Origin of the sequence: Desulfitibacter alkalitolerans DSM 16504 (assembly GCF_000620305.1) — a bacterium.
GTDB lineage: Bacteria > Bacillota > DSM-16504 > Desulfitibacterales > Desulfitibacteraceae > Desulfitibacter > Desulfitibacter alkalitolerans.
The window spans coordinates 574821-594871 of sequence record NZ_KK211100.1; the positions used below are offsets into that span (position 1 = coordinate 574821).

17 protein-coding genes are annotated in these 20051 nt (G+C 40.3%); 2 read left to right on the plus strand and 15 right to left on the minus strand.

Annotated features, from left to right (window positions below; translation table 11 throughout):
• Positions 1-33: 33 nt before the first annotated feature.
• The 6 genes from K364_RS0108615 to K364_RS23330 form a co-directional block, all read right to left on the minus strand.
• Positions 34-1188 (minus strand): glycerate kinase, encoded by a 1155-nt coding sequence (locus K364_RS0108615; protein ID WP_028307695.1) that lies wholly within the window; start codon positions 1186-1188, stop codon positions 34-36.
• A 53-nt stretch (positions 1189-1241) separates the two neighbouring features.
• The gene (locus K364_RS0108620) at positions 1242-2015 is read right to left on the minus strand and encodes an acyl-CoA dehydratase activase (protein WP_028307696.1); all 774 of its coding nucleotides are present in this window, start codon (positions 2013-2015) and stop codon (positions 1242-1244) included.
• A gap of 4 nt (positions 2016-2019) precedes the next feature.
• On the minus strand, positions 2020-2994 hold the full coding sequence (locus K364_RS0108625) for a 2-hydroxyacyl-CoA dehydratase family protein (protein ID WP_028307697.1): 975 nt from the start codon (positions 2992-2994) through the stop codon (positions 2020-2022).
• Positions 2991-3794: a glutamate racemase gene (gene murI / locus K364_RS0108630; protein WP_028307698.1), complete on the minus strand. Its 804-nt coding sequence runs from the start codon at positions 3792-3794 to the stop codon at positions 2991-2993. The genes K364_RS0108625 and murI overlap by 4 nt, the downstream gene beginning before the upstream one ends.
• Positions 3795-3987: 193 nt before the next feature.
• A complete protein-coding gene (locus K364_RS25525) occupies positions 3988-6111 on the minus strand; it encodes an N-acetylmuramoyl-L-alanine amidase (protein ID WP_028307699.1) in 2124 nt (707 codons plus the stop codon).
• A gap of 197 nt (positions 6112-6308) precedes the next feature.
• Positions 6309-6941 carry a GerMN domain-containing protein gene (locus tag K364_RS23330; RefSeq protein WP_051533890.1) on the minus strand — a complete coding sequence of 211 codons (633 nt, stop codon included), beginning with the start codon at positions 6939-6941 and terminating at the stop codon, positions 6309-6311.
• Between the two features lie 165 nt (positions 6942-7106).
• Between K364_RS23330 and K364_RS0108645 the strand changes: the two genes are divergently transcribed.
• Complete coding sequence (locus K364_RS0108645) at positions 7107-7853, plus strand: LytR/AlgR family response regulator transcription factor (RefSeq protein ID WP_028307700.1); 747 nt, start codon at positions 7107-7109, stop codon at positions 7851-7853.
• On the opposite strand, the gene K364_RS0108650 is transcribed toward K364_RS0108645, so the two are convergent.
• The 9 genes from K364_RS0108650 to yhbH form a co-directional block, all read right to left on the minus strand.
• On the minus strand, positions 7842-8753 hold the full coding sequence (locus K364_RS0108650; RefSeq protein WP_028307701.1) for a bifunctional enoyl-CoA hydratase/phosphate acetyltransferase: 912 nt from the start codon (positions 8751-8753) through the stop codon (positions 7842-7844). The two genes, K364_RS0108645 and K364_RS0108650, sit on opposite strands and share 12 nt — an antisense overlap.
• Positions 8754-8779: 26 nt before the next feature.
• Complete coding sequence (buk, locus tag K364_RS0108655) at positions 8780-9850, minus strand: butyrate kinase (RefSeq protein WP_028307702.1); 1071 nt, start codon at positions 9848-9850, stop codon at positions 8780-8782.
• A 90-nt stretch (positions 9851-9940) separates the two neighbouring features.
• The gene (locus K364_RS0108660; RefSeq protein ID WP_028307703.1) at positions 9941-11341 is read right to left on the minus strand and encodes a sodium:solute symporter family protein; all 1401 of its coding nucleotides are present in this window, start codon (positions 11339-11341) and stop codon (positions 9941-9943) included.
• A 90-nt stretch (positions 11342-11431) separates the two neighbouring features.
• Entirely contained in the window at positions 11432-12694 is a 1263-nt protein-coding gene (gene larAH10, locus K364_RS0108665) for an NPN-dependent 2-hydroxyacid racemase, LarAH10 family (protein ID WP_028307704.1), read from the minus strand.
• 39 nt (positions 12695-12733) lie between these two features.
• A complete protein-coding gene (locus tag K364_RS0108670) occupies positions 12734-13984 on the minus strand; it encodes a (Fe-S)-binding protein (protein ID WP_028307705.1) in 1251 nt (416 codons plus the stop codon).
• 4 nt (positions 13985-13988) lie between these two features.
• Positions 13989-15371 (minus strand): FAD-binding oxidoreductase, encoded by a 1383-nt coding sequence (locus K364_RS0108675; RefSeq protein WP_028307706.1) that lies wholly within the window; start codon positions 15369-15371, stop codon positions 13989-13991.
• A gap of 116 nt (positions 15372-15487) precedes the next feature.
• Positions 15488-16594, minus strand: coding sequence for a histidinol-phosphate transaminase (hisC, locus tag K364_RS0108680; protein WP_028307707.1), 1107 nt, complete (start codon positions 16592-16594; stop codon positions 15488-15490).
• 95 nt (positions 16595-16689) lie between these two features.
• Positions 16690-17859: a SpoVR family protein gene (locus tag K364_RS0108685; protein WP_051533891.1), complete on the minus strand. Its 1170-nt coding sequence runs from the start codon at positions 17857-17859 to the stop codon at positions 16690-16692.
• Between the two features lie 5 nt (positions 17860-17864).
• Positions 17865-19004, minus strand: a complete 1140-nt coding sequence (gene yhbH, locus K364_RS0108690) for a sporulation protein YhbH (protein WP_028307709.1) — start codon at positions 19002-19004, stop codon at positions 17865-17867.
• Between the two features lie 185 nt (positions 19005-19189).
• On the opposite strand from yhbH, the gene K364_RS0108695 reads away from it, so the two are divergent.
• Positions 19190-20032: an ion transporter gene (locus K364_RS0108695; RefSeq protein WP_035268432.1), complete on the plus strand. Its 843-nt coding sequence runs from the start codon at positions 19190-19192 to the stop codon at positions 20030-20032.
• Positions 20033-20051: the final 19 nt, after the last annotated feature.

The window sequence follows — 20051 nt, forward strand, 5'->3', positions numbered from 1 at the left end:
TCCATTAGTGAAAGGGGATACACCCCTAATAAACTACCGGGGAATCTCCCCAATCTGTATCCCTATTTTAACTGCCCTCATTGCCCTTTCAGTATTTGAAACTAATAGGGAATAACCGCTATTTATTGCTTCATCTAAAGAAATAATGCTCTGAACATTGGCACTTACAAAATCTATTCCCTTTTCATAGACTTTTTCATAATTATCCCCTAGTATCCCACCAAAGGCTAAAACAGGAACCCCATATTTTTGTGCTACCTGAGCCACTCCCATGGGAGCTTTTCCATAAGCAGTCTGTTCATCTATTCTGCCTTCACCAGTCAAAACTAAATCAGCATCCTTTACCTTTTCATCAAAATCAACAGCATCAAGGACCAGTTTAATTCCTGGCTTAAGATTGCCTTTTAGAAAGGCTAGTATACCTGCTCCCAGGCCTCCTGCAGCTCCAGCCCCAGGAACATGAAGAACATCAACTCCCATTTGTTCCTTTACTTTATCAGCAAGGTTAGCAAGAGCAGCATCTAATTCTTTAACCATTTCAGGAGAAGCTCCCTTTTGTGGTCCATAGACTGCACTTGCTCCCCTTTCACCACATAGGGGATTGTCGACATCACAGGCAGCAGTGATTTTTGTCTTATTTAATCGGGGATCCATGTTAGCCAAATTAATAGTATGTAAGTCCTTTAAAGCTCTTCCACCAAAGGGAAGCTCACGTCCACAGTTGTCCAGCAGTGATACACCTAAAGCCTGGACCATCCCTGCACCACCGTCATTGGTTGCACTTCCACCTATACCTATAACTATCTCATCACATCCATAATCTAAAGCAGCTTTAATGAGCTGTCCAGTTCCATATGTTGTAGTTATGTATGGGTTTCTTTCCTCCGGTTTTAAAAGAGGAAGTCCCGAAGCTGCAGCCATCTCAATTACTGCAGTTTTACCGTTGCCAAGAATACCAAAAAAGCTTTCCATTTCTCTGCCTAAAGGGTCAAGTACCGTTACATGAATAATCTTACCACCAGTGGCTGTTACCAAAGCCTCCACAGTACCTTCACCGCCGTCAGCAAGGGGTATCTTAATAACCTCACTATCAGCAAAAACCCTTTTAATCCCCTCCTCCATGGCAGAAGCAGCTTCAATTGCTGAGATACTTCCTTTAAAAGAATCTGGGGCAACAACAAATTTCATTAGCATTCCCTCCCGGCCTTTTTACCATATTTTACATCAAACTCAGTAAATTCTCAATGTGACTGTTGAATATTGAAAGCATATACACAGCATCCAATTGCTCCATTATATTGGGGCAGCAGGGGGATTATTACTGAGGCACCTAATTCTTTTTTTAATATTTCTGTCAAGGCAGTATTTTTTGCCACCCCGCCTACAAAGACCAATGGGTTATATCCAATTTTATGGAGCAGGGGCTGTATTCTTTTAAAAATAGTATAGTTAACACCTGCAGCTAATTCCTCCATGGAATATCCTTCAACAATTTTTCCTATTAATTCTGATTCCCCAAAAACGGCACAGGTGGAACTAAGCTCTACAGGATTTTCATAGTATTTGCTTAATTGTTCTAAATTAATTCCCAAAACACCTGCCATATTTTCTAAATAGCGTCCTGAGCTGGCCGCACATTTATCATTAGTAACAAAATCAACCATTTTACCTCCAGCTATCTTAATGATCTTGCTATCCTGACCACCTAAATCCAGGAGAGTAAAGTCATCAAGTCCACATTGATGTACGGCCCCAAGATAGTGGGCTTTTATCTCGGCAATAGCATCCGCTCCGGCCAGCTTGACTGTAAGCTTTCCATAGCCCGTAGACACAACTCTATCACAATTTGGAATATCCAATGAAGAAAAATCAATATATAACTGCTGGTTTCGTTTCACCGCATGGTTTCTATAAAAATTGATTGTATCAAAGGCTGCTGTTTTTATTATTTTATTATGCTCCATTATAGCAACTTTTACATTTCTGCTTCCCAAGTCTATTCCACAAAATAACATGAAATCACCTCAACATTTCAACAAATGCATCTATCCTCATTCTGCTTCTCGCATCAAGTAATCCGGGCCTGTCCCCCTCTAATGTCAAGATTGGAACGTTAATCTTTTCTCGATAAATTAAATCCTCTATTTGTCTGAAGCAAAAACTCTGGGTATAATGTATAATTCCATCCAGCTGCCTCTTTTTTATCTCTATCTGCAGGTCTTCTAACCTGGCAAAGGCGTGATACGGATATGTGTAAAGCAAATATTGATCCACCAGTTCTCTCACTTCAAAGGGCATTGTAAATTGCCTCTGAATCTCATTAAAAACCACCCTGGCCCCTATTTTTTCAATATATTGATACAAATCGGTAAATATGGGAGGAACACCCATAAAACCAAGACGTACCTGTTCTTTTAAAGGTTTGCGCATTTTTACCTCTTTTAAAAACCCCTTAAGTTCATGGTAAAAAGCCTCTGGATCGCCATTAAAGTCACTGCAGCTTACCTGCCAGAGGTGATTTTCAAAGCCAGTCACCTGATTTGACTCCCATGTCAATCTATCCAATTCCCAAACCAGACGTCTTATTCTTTGGAGCTTTTCTCTCCAGGCATCCACTTCCAACCAGCCGACACCCATATAATTCATGAATTTATTCAGCTGGAGCATGAGCATGTCCCTATCTCTATCATAGGGAAATGCAAAGGGAATAATCTGAACTCCCTTTAAATGCAGGGTTTCCATTAATGCATGGGTGTTGCTGCAGTCACCCTGTGTTGCTGCAACAATCTCATGGATTTTGTTTTCAACTGCAACTCCATAGATACCCTTGATCCACCCGCACAGGTTACGAGGATACCCAGCAAGCTCTGCAATTTCTACATAATGGTTGGGTGATGGATCCGTAATGAAAATATTATTCAGATCCAGTGGAACAGCTCCTGCTGCAAAAATGATTTCTGACGGAACTGTTGTTGTTATACCAATTTTTCTCATGTATTCACCTTCTTAACCAACGGCAGCTTTCTTCCCATTAAAACTTCCCCTAACCTCTGAAAATGCTCAGGGTTACCAGTAACGTAAAATTCGTGGTCTTCTGCCTTTATTTTTGAATTTTCTTCTGGAACTTTTTGCAGAAAATATTTTGCCGTCTCTTTAGTTGTTTCGTGGGCAGGGTCCACAAGGGTTATACCTTCACCAATCACCTCTTTTATTAGCTCTGATAGATAGGGATAATGGGTACACCCTAATATTAGAGTATCAATGTTTGTGCCTTTAAGAGGCTCAAGGGTTCTTTTGACTATGTTAAAGGTTCTTTCTCCTGTGACTTCTCCTGTCTCTACCAGGGGTACAAAATCAGGACATGCCAGAGAAATCATTGTTATACCAGGATCTAGTTCCTGAGCTGCTTTTTTATGAGCACCACTTTTTACTGTTGCCTCTGTAGCAATTACGCCAATGCAGCCATTTCTGGTTGTATCTAATGCAGCCCTAACTCCCGGTTCAATTACACCAATTATGGGGTTTGAATATTTTTGCTGAAGAAAATCCAGGGCTACTGCAGAGGTACTATTACATGCATCAACAATTATTCCACAATCCTTACTCAGTAAGAAATGGGTAATATCATCTGCAAAGCTTCTTAGTTCTTCTGCAGTTCTACCTCCATAGGGAACCCTGGCAGTGTCTCCAAGATACACTATTTTAGCCTGAGGAATTTTGACAAATATTTTTTCAACTACTGACAAGCCACCTAACCCGGAATCAAATATGCCTATGGGCTTACTGTTTAGCAAGGAAATAACGCCTCTCTTCCTTTATGAAAAATGTGAAGCAAGACTATAAATCTATTTTATGTTTATTTCTTAATGAAAAACACAGTTTTATGCGCATTTTGAAAATAATAAATTACTAAACCATTTTAGCATTTAGAAAACCTATGTCAATATAAAACAAGAAACAAGACAGAGGAACCGTCCCCCTGTCTTGTTAATTGTAGTATCTTTCTATTCCTTCTGCAATACCCCTGGCAATTCTAGCTCTGAAGGTTGGATCAGCCAGGAGTTTTTCCTCTGTGGGGTTTGAAATAAAGGCAGTTTCTACTAGTATGGAAGGCATATTAGTTTCTCTTATTACTTTAAAAGAGCTCTGGATAATACCCAGATTCTGCCTTCCTCCATGGGCTACCATGGACTGTTGAACTAGCTGGGCCAGCCTGATTCTTTGTAAACGCTGAGGCCCTAATTTTGGATCATTTGCAGGAGCATAGTAGTAAGTAGAAGTTCCATTAACATTGCGATTAAGTGATGCATTAGCATGTACACTAATATATAAATCAGCATTGACTGAGTTGGCAAGCTGCACTCTGCCGTCAAGGGTTAAGGTTGTGCTGGGACTATTTCTAGTTAGTATTACCTTTGCTCCCTTTTCTGTAAGCATGGCAGCCAACCTGTTGGAGATGTCCATTACTACTTCTCTTTCAGCTAAACCTGTAGGACCAATTGCACCTGGGTCAGATATTCCAATACCATTAATAGTACCATGACCAGGATCTATTACAATAAGTTTTCCAACTAGTGAACCCCTTTGAAACAGGAAGGTAATTTCATTTTCACCCTGTCTGCTAAGTTCTGTCATGCCAATTGGTGCTTTTAGCTCTAACACTATCCTCCCAACATTTTCCGAGAACTGGCCTACCCTGATTTTATCTATAAAAGGATTGTCCAGGACTAAATTCTCCATTTCATTGGTTGGCAGGTCCAATGTAACACCTTGAACATCAATGACAATTCTATATGGATTTTCTAGGTACATTGTACTATAAAACAGTCCCCTGTTGCCTTTTAATGTTACGAAGAAAGCTTCATTCTGTTCTTCATATTCTAAACCCACCAATGCCGGATAGGTAGGGTTTTGGTCATTTCCACTGAAGGACACCACTCTGCCCGTTCCCCGTGACACTTGACCATTTCTGTCATCTCTAATAGCCTGCAGGGATACATATTGCCCGGCAATCCACCCTTCAATTCCATTGGTGGTTTTAACATAATACCAACCATTGGTTTCATTAAGGATCTCAAGCATATCTCCAAGGACTGTTCTTTCGAGTATATCAAAAGAGGTTCCTGGACCCTTACGAAGGTTTACAACATTTCCAGTTACAATGGCCATTTGCTTTTCATCGCCGCTCCAGCCAGAATCCCCATCCTGTGAGAAGTTATCCTTTAGAATAACTAACCACCCGGCAATCCAACCCGGTTTTCCATTATCTAATGTCACCTGGTGCCATATTTTCCCTTCACTATCATTTGCCGAACTCATTATTTTAAACTCCTTGCCAAAGGAGGCTTGTCCAACCAATGAATGTTCTGTACCGGGACCTGAGCGTACATTTAAAGTAGTGCTTGTTACAACTGCAATATTGCCCTGGGGCTGCTTGCTGGCTGCTGTAGTAATTACCACCATTCTATTGGAAGTCTGCCATTCTACATTGGCCCCAAAGGACTCACTAATAAACCTCAAGGGTACCATTGTTCTTCCATTAACTAATTCTGCCTGTGTATCCATTGTTACAGTAATGCCATTTGCCTTTGCATCTCTCCTGCCAATCCAAAGTTCAATTTCCTGACCCTGGTTCCTTAGGGTTACCTTTTGTTCGGCTGGTATCCAATTTACCTGAGAGCCAAGCTCCTCACCTATAAAGCGAATGGGAACCATTGTTCTATTTTGGGCATTAACAAAAGGCTGTACATCAAAGCTTACATTCCTGCCATTTACAGATACACCTATATTGCCTGAAGCTGTATTAGTAGATGTGCTGGTGGTGGTGTTTATTCTAATAAACTCCTTGGAAATCCAACCGGTTTTCCCGTTACTTAGCCTTACCCTGCACCAACCATTACTTTCTTCTAAAACAGCAACCTTGCTGCCCTTGGGTACCTGGTCAACTATGGCATGACTAGTGCTGGGACCGGCTCGCACATTTACCAGATTCCCTGTAATGGTACCTTCTGCTCCACTTGCTAGAGCTATATTTGCCGGTATTATTAAAGCTGTAAATATAACCACTACTAATAAATATGTAATATACTTATATAAGGATTTTTTCTCCAATTTAACATCACTCCCAATGATATAGACGTAAGTCATGCTGCTTTTGTTGCATCTTTTAGATAATACGTTTTATATTTCGTGATTTTATAGGTATTTCCTGCAAATTTTGCCTTTTTTTAAATTGGAAAAATAGACCAAGGCATTAAAACCAAAGAAAAAACCGGCTATTTTGCCGGTGTGCTTTCTTCATTTATTCTTTATGGCCCATATTCAAAGCTTGAAGAGATGGCCTGGGTAAGATCCATATGACCCGTCAAAGTTTCAACATATTGACCTTCAACTAAGAACTGAACTCTATCAACTGTTGGGAATTGAGTAAGGGTATTTACTATGGAATAAACAGTTAAGGTTTCAGCACTTGTTCCACCTATATGGTTAGTTATCAATTCTTTTGAAAAGTCAACAATAATTAAACCATCACTTTTTACGTTAATGTCCTTTAATACTGTTCCTACTGGGATAGTTGGCAGAAGATCACTATCCATGCTGGGGCCTTTAATTAACTCATTGATGGTTGCCCTTGCAATACCTTCAACTTTATTAATTTCTCTTTCTTCAACTATAAGTTTTTGACCCTGACTATCACTAAACCACAACTGGACAAATATGGTTTCCCCTGGTTCTTGAACTGGGTTTTCTGAAGCAATGGGAACCTCCTGAAACTGATTTTCTTGTGGAATATCAATTGTTATTGTTGGCTCTCCATCACCTCTGAATTTTTCTTTTAATGAAGTTAAGGTATTTATTGCACCACATCCACTAATTAAAAGCATAATGGAGACAATAAGAACAATTACAAAAACCTTTTGTTTACTGGATTTAATTAACACAAAAAATCCTCCTTTCCTTAAAATGTTTTATCATAGTACATGTTTATCCTTGGAAGGAGGAATTTATTACTATTTTTTGTTGGCTTTTAATATCAATAGCTAAAAGGATTTTTGCTTTAATTGAAGAAATAAAAAGAAAAACTAATAATTATTGGAGGTCACATGATGAAATTAAAGGCTCTAATTGTTGACGATGAGTATCCTGCTAGAATGGAATTACGATATTTATTGGAAGAGTTCTCCAATGTTGAAGTCATTGGGGAAGCTGCCAATGCTGCTGAGGCCCTCCAGCTCATAAATGCACTGGACTATTCCATTATTTTTTTAGATATTAATATGCCTGGAGCCAGTGGCCTTGAGTTGAGTAAACAGATAAAAGATAACCCCAAAAAGCCTGAAGTTATTTTCGTAACAGCTCACGAAGAATACGCACTAGAAGCTTTTGGGGTAGATGCTGTTGATTATTTGCTTAAGCCAATCAATCCTGTAAGACTGAAAGAGGCTTTAGCCAAGACTGAGAACAGAATTGCCAAAAATAAAGCTGCTTTTACACAGCCTAAAATGGAAGCTGCTGCTCATCTTGACATTATTCCCATTGAAAGCCAGGGTAAAACAGTTCTTTTAAAGCATGCTGATATTATCTACGTAAATGCCCAGAATGACTACTGCACCTTTAAAACCTTTGATAAACATTATCTATCTAGATTCACCCTAAAAGAACTGGAAACAAGACTCAATAAAACTCTTTTCTTTCGCTGTCACCGTTCTTACCTTGTGAACATCAAGAGAGTTCGTGAAGTAACTCCCTTATATAATGGGACACTTTTACTAACTGTAGATGATAAGGAAAAAAGTGAAGTACCAGTTAGCAGATCCCAGGCCAAGCAAATAAGACAAATATTAGGAATGTAATGGTTTTGCATAGGCAAGACAGGCCAGGGCTATGGAGTTAAGCTTGCCTTCTGAACTCTCGGCCCTTGAAGTCAAGACTATGGGGTTAGTTGCACCCAGTACAATACCAGCCATTTTTGCTCCAGCAAAATAAATTAGGGCCTTGCCGAGGGCATTGCCAGTTTCTATGTTTGAAACCAGGAACAGGTCTGTTTTACCTGTAATTTGACTCTTGATTCCCTTGTGTTTGGCAGCATCTGGGTTTACAGCTACATCAAGGGCAATGGGTCCTTCTACTATGCCGTTTGGAAGCTCACCCAGCCTGCCCATTTCTGCCAACTCCCTGGCATCAACAGTTGCCGGCATTTTTGAGTTGACCTGTTCGTTAGCTGTGAGAATTGCCACATTGGGTTTCTCAAGTCCCATAAAATTTAATGCTAAAAGGGCATTGACTAGAATGTCTTTTTTTTCATTTATATTTGGGGCTATATTTATTCCTCCATCTGAAAGATATAATAATCTATCCCATGATGGAATTTCAAAAACCCCTAAATGACTTAATAAACGTCCTGTTCTTAAGCCCTCCTCCCTATGCAGGACGGCTTTTAAGAAGGTGCTGCTGTTTATAAGCCCCTTCATAAGTATCTGGGCTTGACCATTTTTCACCAGGGAAACAGCTTTTAAAGCAGCTTTTTCTTCATCAGGTTCATCTATAATCTTATAGCCGTCACTCAATCCAACGGTTTTTAAAATGGGCCCTATTAGCTTTGCATTCCCAACAAGGATGGCGGAAACTAAGCCTGCTTCTCTAGCAGCTCTTACAGCTTCAAGTACATCCTTGTCCTGGGCCACAGCAACGCTAATTACATAATTACCCCTGCTTTTAGCTGTATCAAGGATTTCTCTAAAATTATGGTACAAAGGTTAAACCTCCTTGAGAAAACCATTTAATACTCTTTAGCTTTTTCTTCTTTTTTAAGCACCCTTAATGCTCCCATTGCCAAAGATTCAAGCTCCTCCTCACCTGGTTCAAGAACCACAGGAGCAATAAATTTTACTCGTCTGATGATTTCATCAGTAATTCTTTTGGAATGGGCCATGCCGCCTGTAATTATGATACTGTCAACCTGACCCTCTAAAACAGCAGACATGGCGCCTATTTCCTTACTAATCTGGTAGGAAAGGGCGCTTAGTAAAAGCCCAGCTTTTTCGTGGCCTTCTGCTGCCATTTTTTCCACTTCTCTAATATCCTTGGTTCCAAGATAAGCATATAAGCCGCCCTTAGTCATGAGTTTTTCCTTCATTTCTTGATGGGTGTACTTGCCTGAATAGCATAAGTTCATGAGTTGGGTTGCAGGAAGCCCTCCACATCTGTCAGGAGCAAAGGGCCCCTCCTCAATAGCATTATTTACATCAATCATCCTGCCATTTTTGTGGGGAGCAACAGAAACACCGCTGCCTAAATGTGCTACTACAAAGTTCATATCTTTATATTGCTTGCCCATTTTCCTTGCCACCTTGTGGGCAACAGCCTTCATATTGAGAGCGTGTGACAAACTGGTCCTTTCAATATCCGGCAGTCCTGAAATTTTTGCTGCAGGATCCATTTCGTCAACAGCTACCGGATCCACAATATAGGCGGGAATATTTAACCTGGCAGCAATACCATGGGCAATAGCTGCTCCTAGATTTGACGCATGCTCCCCCCTCCTTGCTTCCCTCAGGTCCTTAAGCATGGCCTCGTTTACAATATATGTTCCTCCCGCTATAGGCTTTACCAATCCACCACGCCCAACAACTGCATCCAGTGAATTAATTTCAATATTGGCATCAGCAAGCTCTTTTAAAATAATATCTAGACGATAAGCGTACTGATCAAATACCCTTTCAAAAGCCTCCAGATCTGCTGAGGTATGCTCAACAGTCCTCTTTAAAACTGGTTCCTCATCCAGGAATACAGCAAATTTTGTTGAAGCAGCTCCTGGATTTATGGTGAGAATTCTTTTTTTTTCAACCAAAACAATTTAACCCACCTTTCATGAACTCCTGTTTACATATTAAACAGGATTATTGGCTGCATCAATGGAGTTTTTGAAAATCTTAGAGGATTACCTGGATGCTGGTATCTTGGAAGGTCTTGGATCAACAAAGTAAACTATGAAAAATGCTATCAGGCCTATTGGCCAGGCCAAATAAATTGGATGAGGTACTATCCTAATAGCAGGAACAAACTGCCAGATTGCCAGGTAGATGATACCAATTAAAACTGTCCAAAAAGCAGATCCCCTCTTACAAAACTTTGGTGCAAACATGGCAAATAAAAGTACAATTGTATATGAGGTTGTTAAAGTAAGACCTATTAGTAAGGTTTTAATAATTCCCAGGACTGATGTTGCAAGCCAGTATGTTAATAAGCTTATTAAAAGAACTGTTACCCTTGATACTATTAGCTGCTGTTTTTGAGGAATATCTGGCTGGATAAACCTTTTCCATATGTCATTTACAACCAGAGTAGAGCTGCCTAGAAGCAGTCCCACAGCAGTTGATACATCAGCTGCCCACAAGCCTGCCAACGCCATGCCGGCGGTAAAGGGATTTAGCTCTAAAATGGTCATTGGCAGGGCCATGGCCGGGGTTATACCGGGAAACTTTGCCGCTACAACTATTCCTAGTATTGCGCTTAAAAATCCTACTGGTAAAATAATGATACCGGCAAGTATATATCCCAATCTTGCATTTCGTCCATCCTTGGCGGCAAAGGATATCTGCACAACGGCCTGTGTAGAGTAAGCCTGGGTAATCATAACTATAAACCAGGCAATAATAACTGCCAAACCAAGACCGCCCAGGGGTGAAAACCACTGATCCCCAGGTGGTAAAGAAACTGCCAGATTAGAAAAACCACCAATACCTTTAACAGCTAAGACTGCTCCCAAAAGTATACCAAAATAAATTACAATTACATTAATAACATTTGTAAGGCCAGCTGCCCAGTATCCTCCAATAAGGGTAATACCAACAAATACAACTGCACTAAAAAGCATTCCTGATTCAAAGGTAAATACTTCTGGTAAAAGGGCCGCAAGTATTGCTCCACCTGCAACATATTGTAGAGATGTGATAACAATTTGAATAACAATTTGTCCTAACACTGCAATTATTCTACCCGAAACGTCAAAATACCTTTCAAATAATTCGGGAATAGTGGCACATTCCAACTGACGGTATCTTGAAGCAACTGTCAAGCCAACTAAGATGGCTCCTGCCGCCCAGGCAGCATTATACCAACCAGCTGCCATGCCAACTCTATAGGCATTTTCAGCAACGCCTATGGTAGAGGCTCCGCCAATAGCTAATCCAGCCACCATCACTGCCACAATGCCTGCTGGAAAACCCCTGCCGGCAAGTAAATAACCCACAATTCCTCCCTTGCTTAATTTGGTAGCATACCATGTTACTGCATATAAAGCTATAATGTACACCACCACAATTATTAACGGTATACTCATTTAATTCCCTCCCTGAAATATTTTCATATTTAAAGCCAGACTATTAGTCCAGCAGACTTTTAGTTTTTTAGTTCTAAATTAATAACACTTCTATTTAACAATAGGATAAGTTATTGAGCCATGGGGCATGATGTGTACAGATTTGACCTGCTGCTTTTCCTGAATTATTTTTAACCCTTCATCAATGGAACTAACAGGCCTCATGCCCACCCTTTCTACAACCTCTCGTTCCAGAGAGCTTACCAGGTACACAGTCTTATTCAACTGCACCTCTGCAGTTCTTAAGGCAACAAAACCCGGCATGGTAAAGCCTTCATAAAGTGCCCTGGCCATTTTTTCATAGCTGTCATACTTGAACCAGGATAGGTAAGCCTCTGGTCCCGGACCATCGAAGCACTCACTTACAAGGATGATGCTGCCTCCATCCCTTGCAGCATAATATGCATTGTCCAGGGTTTTAATGGATTGATAAAGCTGTATATCCTTGGGGTATCCGCCGCTGCTTGCTATTACCACATCCGCCCTTTTAGCTATTGGAATTCCAAAGGCCTCCTCCACAATTTTTGTGCCTTCTAGGTGGGCAGCTCTCCAGTGGCCTGCTGTAATGCCTATAAATTCCTTTTTCTCATTTACAACCACATTAAGGAGGAAGTCTGGATCTACCATGGCTGCCGCTTCATCCATATCCTGGGCAACAGGATTGCCGTCTAATATTCCTGTGCCAATCTGCCCTGGCCCTGCCTTTATGGCCAGACCATGGTTTTCTTGAATGGTAGTATAGCCACTTACACCAGGTGCCAGGCTCTTTCTGCCGCCTCCAAAGCCAGCCAATAGATGGTAGCAGATTCCCCCGGTAATAATAACCCTGTCTGCTTCATGCACCTGGCGATTAAGATAGACATTAGTCCCCCTGCTGGTCACACCAAGAGATACAAGATCATCGGCAAAGCAGTCATGGTCAAAGATTTTCACACGTTCCAGGACCTCTTCTCCAACTATAAGCCTGTGCTCTTCCCTGGATTGCTCCCTATGGTCACCAGTGGACATGACAAGGGATATATCTTCATCTGGTATTCCCAATTTATTAAGCTCATTTATTAGTACTGGCAGAAAATCATAACTGCGAACCCACAGTCGTGTTACATCACTAACAACTATAACCACCTTTTCTCCTTTATTAAAAATATCTTTAAAAGGCCTGGTGCCTGTAGGATGCTCCAGCTTATGAAGAATATGCTCTTTAAAGTCTTTAACTGGCGTTAATGGATTAGCAGTTATATAGTTAATTTCCATTTCATCAGGAAGGCTAAAGTGTTCCTCACTCTTACCATAGGGTACTGATAGATTTATCATGTTTTCTTTTCACCTCATTTCTTTTTAAAATTCCTTACATCATTTAATGGCTTTTGCTAACAGCTCTGCTGTATGCATGACCTTTATATCTAGACCTTTTTGTGTCAAGCCATCATTAATATGCATCATACAGGCAGGACAGCCTGTAACAAGGGTGTCTGCACCAGTATGGGCAATATCCTCTGTTTTTCTAGTGTTTATTTTCATGGATAAATCATAATAGCTCAGGCTGAAGCTTCCTGCACTTCCACAGCAGTAGCCTGGGTTTTTCATCTCTTTAAGCTTGAGACCAGGTACACGTGCCATGAGCTGACGGGGCTCACTTTTAACCCCCTGCCCCCTTGTCAAATGGCAGGATTCATGGTAGGTGACAATATTATTTAGCTCCTTTAAATCCATATCCATCCCTATATCTGCCATGAACTTTGAAAAGTCAACAGCCTTTTGACTTACAATCCTGGCCTTTTCCAGGTATTCAGGACTATCCTTTAGATACTCCAAATACTCTTTTTTAAGTGAAAGGCCGCAAGAGCCGCAGGCAGTAATTATAGCATCTACCTTTAAATTGTATAATGTATCTATGGTCTGCTTCATTAACAGCTTTGCAGTCTCAGTATCGCCACTTGTATAGACTGGCGTGCCGCAGCAATGTTGTTTTGTGGGAATCAATATATTTACTTTGTTCTTTTCAAGGACCTTTACTACAGCTTCTCCAACCTCAGGGTAAACATAGTTTATCATGCAGCCAGTAAAAAAAGCTGCTGTAGCTTTTGCACCTGGGCTTTCAAACCTTGCCGGACTGCCTGCTCTAAAGGATTTACCAGCTAAAGGCTTTAAAACCCTGCGTTTATCCAGTCCCATGGGTATCCTTGGCAGCATGCCCTGACCATTATTGGTCCTTTTAAATAATACACCCTGCACCAGGGAGCTCATATTTAAACCCAGATTGAATAATCTTGGATTTTTTAGGCCTAGTTTAAAAATTGCCTTTTTTACCAGGGGCAGCCCCTTCCTGTTGACAAGCTCACTCCTTGCCCCTACTACCAGAGAATCTACCTTGACTCCACTGGGACAGCTTTCTACACATGCCTTGCATAAAAGGCACCAGTACATTCTTTCTGAAAGGGTTTCAGTCATATCCATATCACCCTTGATGACTGCCCTTATTAAACCAACCTTTCCCCTGGCCACACTGGCTTCTGTTTTTAGCTCTTTATATATTGGACAAACTGATTGACAGGCTCCACATTTTATGCATCGTATAACTTCCCTTTCTAATTCTGCAACCATCTGTTCACTCTCCTAGCATCTGGGAAGGATTTAGTATGTTGTTTGGATCCAGGGTTCTTTTTATAGCTTTCATCAGGGCTATGCCTTCGGCACCAACTTCCATGGGTAGATATTTACTTTTGACCCTTCCTATTCCGTGCTCTCCTGTTAGGGTTCCACCCATTTCCAATAAGGCTGGGAACATCTCATCTGCAGCCTGCTCAACCCGTTCCATTTCCTCGGCATCACGTTCATCAGTTAGAATAGTAGCATGTAGATTACCATCACCTGCATGGCCTAAAACAGCAATTATAATGTTATACTTATCTGCAATTTCTCTGATTTTCTGGACAGCTGCAGGTATTTTATCCCTGGGAACTGTAGCATCCTCACCAATAATGGTGGGCCTTACCCTTGAAACAGCTGCAAAAGCTGCCCGGCGGGCAACCCATAGCTCCTCGGCTTCCCTGTCATCCCCGGCAATTTTCACCTGGGCTGCCCCCTGTTTTTTGCAGATTTCAGAAATTATGTTCATATGCTTGTCTAACACCTCCCTGTCACCATCCACTTCAATGAGCAAAACAGCTTCTGCATCAACGGGCAGCCCTATTTTCATACACTCTTCTATGCTCTTTATATAGATATTATCCAGGAGCTCCATGGTTGTTGGCACCACCCCGGCCATAAAGACTTCAGCCACTGTTTCTGAGGCCTTATACATGTCATCAAAAATGGCCAGCATGGTCTTTTTACCCTCAGGCAGGGGGATCAGCTTGACAATAATTTTGGTAATGACGCACAGGGTTCCTTCAGAACCAACAAAAAGCCTGGTTAAATCATATCCTGCCACACTTTTCATGGTTTGTGCTCCTGTTTTTACTATTTCCCCAGTGGGCAGAACCACTTCAAGACCCAGCACATAGTCTCTAGTAACACCGTATTTGGCCCCCCTTGGCCCACCGGCACATTCAGCCACATTACCACCAATGGTAGAAAAGTTTTTACTGGCTGGATCAGGTGGATAAAACAAGCCCATCTGCTCTACCTGGTTTTGAAATTCACCTGTGATTACACCAGGCTCAAGGACAGCTACCATATTTTTCTTATCTATTGAAATTATCTTATCCATTTTAGTTAAGACCATGATTATTGAGCCAGCCACTGAAATAGAGCCGCCACTGACATTTGTCCCCTTACCCCTGGGTATAACAGGTATCCTTTCTTCATTGGCAAGCTTGAGTATCTCTGATACTTCTTGGGCATTTGCCGGAAAGACAACTGCCAGGGGAACCTGACTTTTACCCCCTGAAACAGCTGAGGCATCATAAGTATAGCAGTATTTATCTTCATATTTAGTCAATACATTATCTTCGCCCACAATTTTTTCCAGTCTTTTTATAACATCCATGCTACAGCTCCCCCTAAATTATAATAAAAAAGCCTTTCATCCCCAGGGATGAAAAGCCTTGCTCATCGCGGTACCACCCTAATAGCTGGGAAACAATGTATTTGTTTTTTTGGTTGTTAGAGACTTGCAAGGACTTCTTTTAATGCCTTGATAAACCTCTTGTTTTCTTCCTCAGTTCCTATTGTAACTCTGATGAAAGTGTCCATGCCAAAGATGTCACCTGTTCTTATAATAACGCCCTTTTTCTGCAGCTCAATGAAAACTTCTTTAGAGTTTTTCTGCAGGTCTACCATGAGGAAATTGGCATGGGTAGGAATATACTCTAATCCCATTTCTTCAAAAGCCTTATACAAAAACTCTCGTCCCTTGTTATTAACATCCCTGCTGTTTTGAACGTGCCCCTTATCAGCCAGGCTGGCTAGAGCTGCTTTTTGAGCCATGAGATTAACATTAAAGGGCTCTCTGGTTCTTTCTAAAAGCTGGATCATCTTGGGAGCAGCAGCTCCGTACCCTATTCTTAATCCTGCTAGACCGTGTATCTTCGAAAATGTTCTTAGAATAACTATATTTTCCCTGCCCTGGTTTAGGTATTCCATGGATTGGGGATAAGCCTTGTCCTCCACATATTCATAATAAGCCTCGTCAAAAACAACCACTACTGTATCGGGAACCTTTGCCAGAAATTTGTTAACTTCATCCTTTGCAACAATAGTACCCGTCGGGTTGTTTGGATTGCATAGGAAAATCATTTTGGTCTTTTCAGTTATCTGGCCAGCCATTTTTTCCAGGTCATGGGTATGATTTGTTAAAGGCACCTTCTTGAGAATACCGCCCATCAAAAGACATACAAAATCATATTCAGAGAAGCTGGGGTCTGCAACTATTACCTCGTCTCCTGGATGAATGAAGGCTTCACCAAGAAGTTTAATTACCTCATCAGAACCATTTCCAAATATGAGCTGGTTTTGTTCAACACCTAAATATTCAGCCACCATGTTTCTTAAATCAGTGCAATAACCATCAGGATATAGAAACATTTTGTGGGCATTATCCTTCATGGCTTCTATGGCTTTTGGAGATGGACCTATTGGATTCTCATTGGAGGCCAGTTTTATCACATCTGTCAAGCCAAACTCCTTTTGAACCAGCTCTATTGGCTTGCCTGGCACATACGGCCTAATGTCCATTATGCATTCACGATATTGGGGAAAAGCTTTATTCACCTGCAACAACTCCTATATATATTTTTTTTGTTTATAAGACAGAGGAACCTTACCGTGTCTTATGTTTGCTTATATATTAATTAATTATACTATACTTAATCAGGATAGGTAAGTACTACTGGGGAATTATTTAGAACAGTCTCAAGGTAAATTTTTTTACCCCACAGGGAGTAGATAAGTTTCATGGTTTTCCGGGCATGGTGCTCATCAAGCTCCCACCTGTCATAGCTGTGATGCAGATATAGTTCACCACAGTTATTATAATTTCCATCTGCAATTTTAATAATAGGACAGCCCCCATTAATTAAGCTATTAATAAAACCATCCTTGACCCTTTCCCAATCCCTTTCTATAACTACCCAGTTATAATCTCTTATTGCATAAAGGTAAAGATCCAGATCCTCTATTAAATCCTTATCAAGGTAATTTCGCAGGAAGGATAAGTCTCTTTCATTCCTGCGTATATTAAAAAGGCTTTCAGTACCCATTTCCTTCTCAAGCTGGGAAAAAATTTTAAACCCAACGAGATAGGGATTTATAAAAAACTTGTTTGTCTGCAGCAGCTTCCCCTGTATTTGGGCAAATTCTATAAACTCTTCTGCACTCAAGTTTAGCATGCGCATAATTTTTGAATGCCAAAAAGTGGCCCATCCCTCGTTAATTATCCTGGTTTCCCTTAATGGTACAAAATATGCCATTTCTCTTTTTAACATCATCAGTATGTCTTTTTGCCAATCATCTAGAATATGACTATGTGAACATATATAAGAGATTATGTCCGTTTCCCCTGCTCCACCATGAGTTTTGATTGCCATGGCGGCATCCAGCACCTTTTCCACCTGGGTGCTGCCAAAGCTTTCCTCATACCTGCAAATCTTGTCTTTGTGTTTCTCCATGGTGTTTAAAATATCCTTATCAGTATTTAGGGTAAAGGCATTATTTTTAAAAAAGTCACTATGTGCAAAAACATGAGCTGCAATAATGGTTTGCTCCACTAAAGATATGTTCTCCAACAAGAAGGCTTGACAGGGATTTGAGTTTATAACCAGTTCATATATCTTGTGAAGATTCAGTTCATGCTCAATCCTAATTTTATAAAAATCCTTTCCAAAGCTCCAATGATTGAAGCGGGTGGGTATTCCATAGGCCCCAACAGAATGGATTACATGTGCTGGACACAGCTCAAATTGTATGGGATAAAAATCTAAACCTGATTCGCGTGCCAATACTTCTATTTTCTCTATCCTTTTATACAAGCTTTTCACAGAACTCACCTATCCTGAAAAAATTTTCTTAAAGCAAGATATACGTCCTCTCTATTTCTTATGGTTACTGGTATGAAATTTTTATTATTACCAAGGGGTTTGAACAACTCCATTAACGTTCCTGTCCTATAATATGGATTGGTAATTTCTCCATAGCCTACTAAGTTGCATATCCCAATTAGTTCTGTCATTAGCTCCTGGCACCTTGGATTGTCAGAGGGTAGGTTATCACCATCAGAAAAATGAAAGGCATAGATATTATACTCGGATGGCTTATATCTGGTGCTTATTATATCCAGGGCCAGATCATAGACTGCAGAGCACTTTGTGCCTCCACTTTCCCCTTTTGTAAAAAACTCTTTTTCTTCAACCTCTTTGGCCTCGGTATGGTGTGCAAGAAACACTATTTCAACCTTTTTGTAGCAAGTACGTAAGAATCTTGTCATCCAGAAAAAGAAGCTCCTTGCAAAATACTTTTCATAAGTACCCATGGAACCTGATACATCCATCATGGCAATGACCACGGCACCCCGGGTAGTTTCTTTAACTTTTTCCCATGTGTTAAAACGCAGGTCCTCAGGAATAAAATTACCCAGGAGTCCATGTCCTTTAGCAGCATTTCTTTTTATATTCTCTAATATTGTCTTTTTCTTATTGAGACTGCTAATGGGTCCCACCTTGCTTATGTTTTTCAACGCTATATTCTCATTTTCTATAACCTTACTGCCCTTATCCCTCAGATCAGGCAGTTTAAGCTCCTTAAATAAAATATCATCAACATCTTCAGTCTTTATTTCCACCTCGTAATAATCTATTCCGGGAAGGCTTCCTGCCCTCTGCTTACCTCCTTCCGACGGTCCGTCATTTTTTATGGTGCTTAAGACTACACCCTCCTTTGTGTTACCCAGGCCCTGACCAACATATTCAACTTGATAAGGGTTATATTGAAAACAATATTCTTCCATTAACTGAACTGGTATTTTAAAGAGTTTTTTACCTTTTTCAAGTATAAAGCCTTCGTCACATATTAGCTCAGACAAGTTTTCTTTAAGGGCTTCAAGAATTTTTTGTCTATGTCTTTCTACATCTATAAAGGGCTTTCTGTATAATGACCAGTCCTCCCTGTTAATTCGAAAATTCACCATATTTAATCTCTCCTAATTCATTTATATAACTTATGCAATTTGGCCTGGACATTTCACAACAAAGTAGTAAAACTTCTAACTGAAAGCTTTTTAAAACTTGGCACCTGACAGGTTTTTTGTTAAACTTAATAAGGTTACCTTAAAACGGCTTGAACAGTTAAAAAGTTAAGGAGGGAATGGATAAAATGGAACCGTTGAGGGTAAGAAATGAAAACAGCAGTTATATATATAAATGGTCTCTTTCTATAGTAAACCATCCCTTTTTTACTAACTTTATCATTGGCATTATTCTTCTTAACGCAATTGTAATTGGATTAGAAACCTATCCTGTAATATATAAACCGCATAAGGAATTATTCTATTTTACAGAACGCATCTTTTTATGGGTTTTTAGTGTAGAGATTGCCCTTAGAATCATTGCTACCAGACCCTGGTACACTTTTTTTAAAAACAGTTGGAACAATTTTGATTTCATCATTGTTGCAAGCAGCCTTATATTTGCAGGAGCTCATTTTATCTCTGTCCTTCGTATTCTACGAGTTCTGCGGGTATTAAGAGCAATTTCTGTTATTCCGTCACTTCAGCGTTTGGTTAATGCTTTATTAAGTACAATACCATCCCTGGGAAATATTTTACTTTTAATGGGCCTAATCTTCTATATTTTTGGTGTTATGGGAACCATTCTATTTTCTAAGGTTTCCCCTGAATACTTTGGCTCATTGCATTTATCGCTTTTAACCCTTTTCCAGGTAGTAACCCTAGAATCATGGGCCAGTGCTGTGATGAGACCAATAAATGCCATGGTTCCCTGGGCATGGGCGTATTTTGTAAGCTTTGTTCTAGTAGGAACCTTTGTTGTCATCAACCTTTTTGTTGGTGTCATAGTAAACAATGTTCACCAGGCAAATTGCGCGGAAGAAGATGAACAAGAAGAATGCAAAAGAGAGATACTAGCAGAAGAGATTAAAATGCTCAGACAAGAGATTGCGGAACTAAAGCAGTTAATTGGAACCAAGGAAAAACTTTAACAAAAGCAAAGCAAACCAA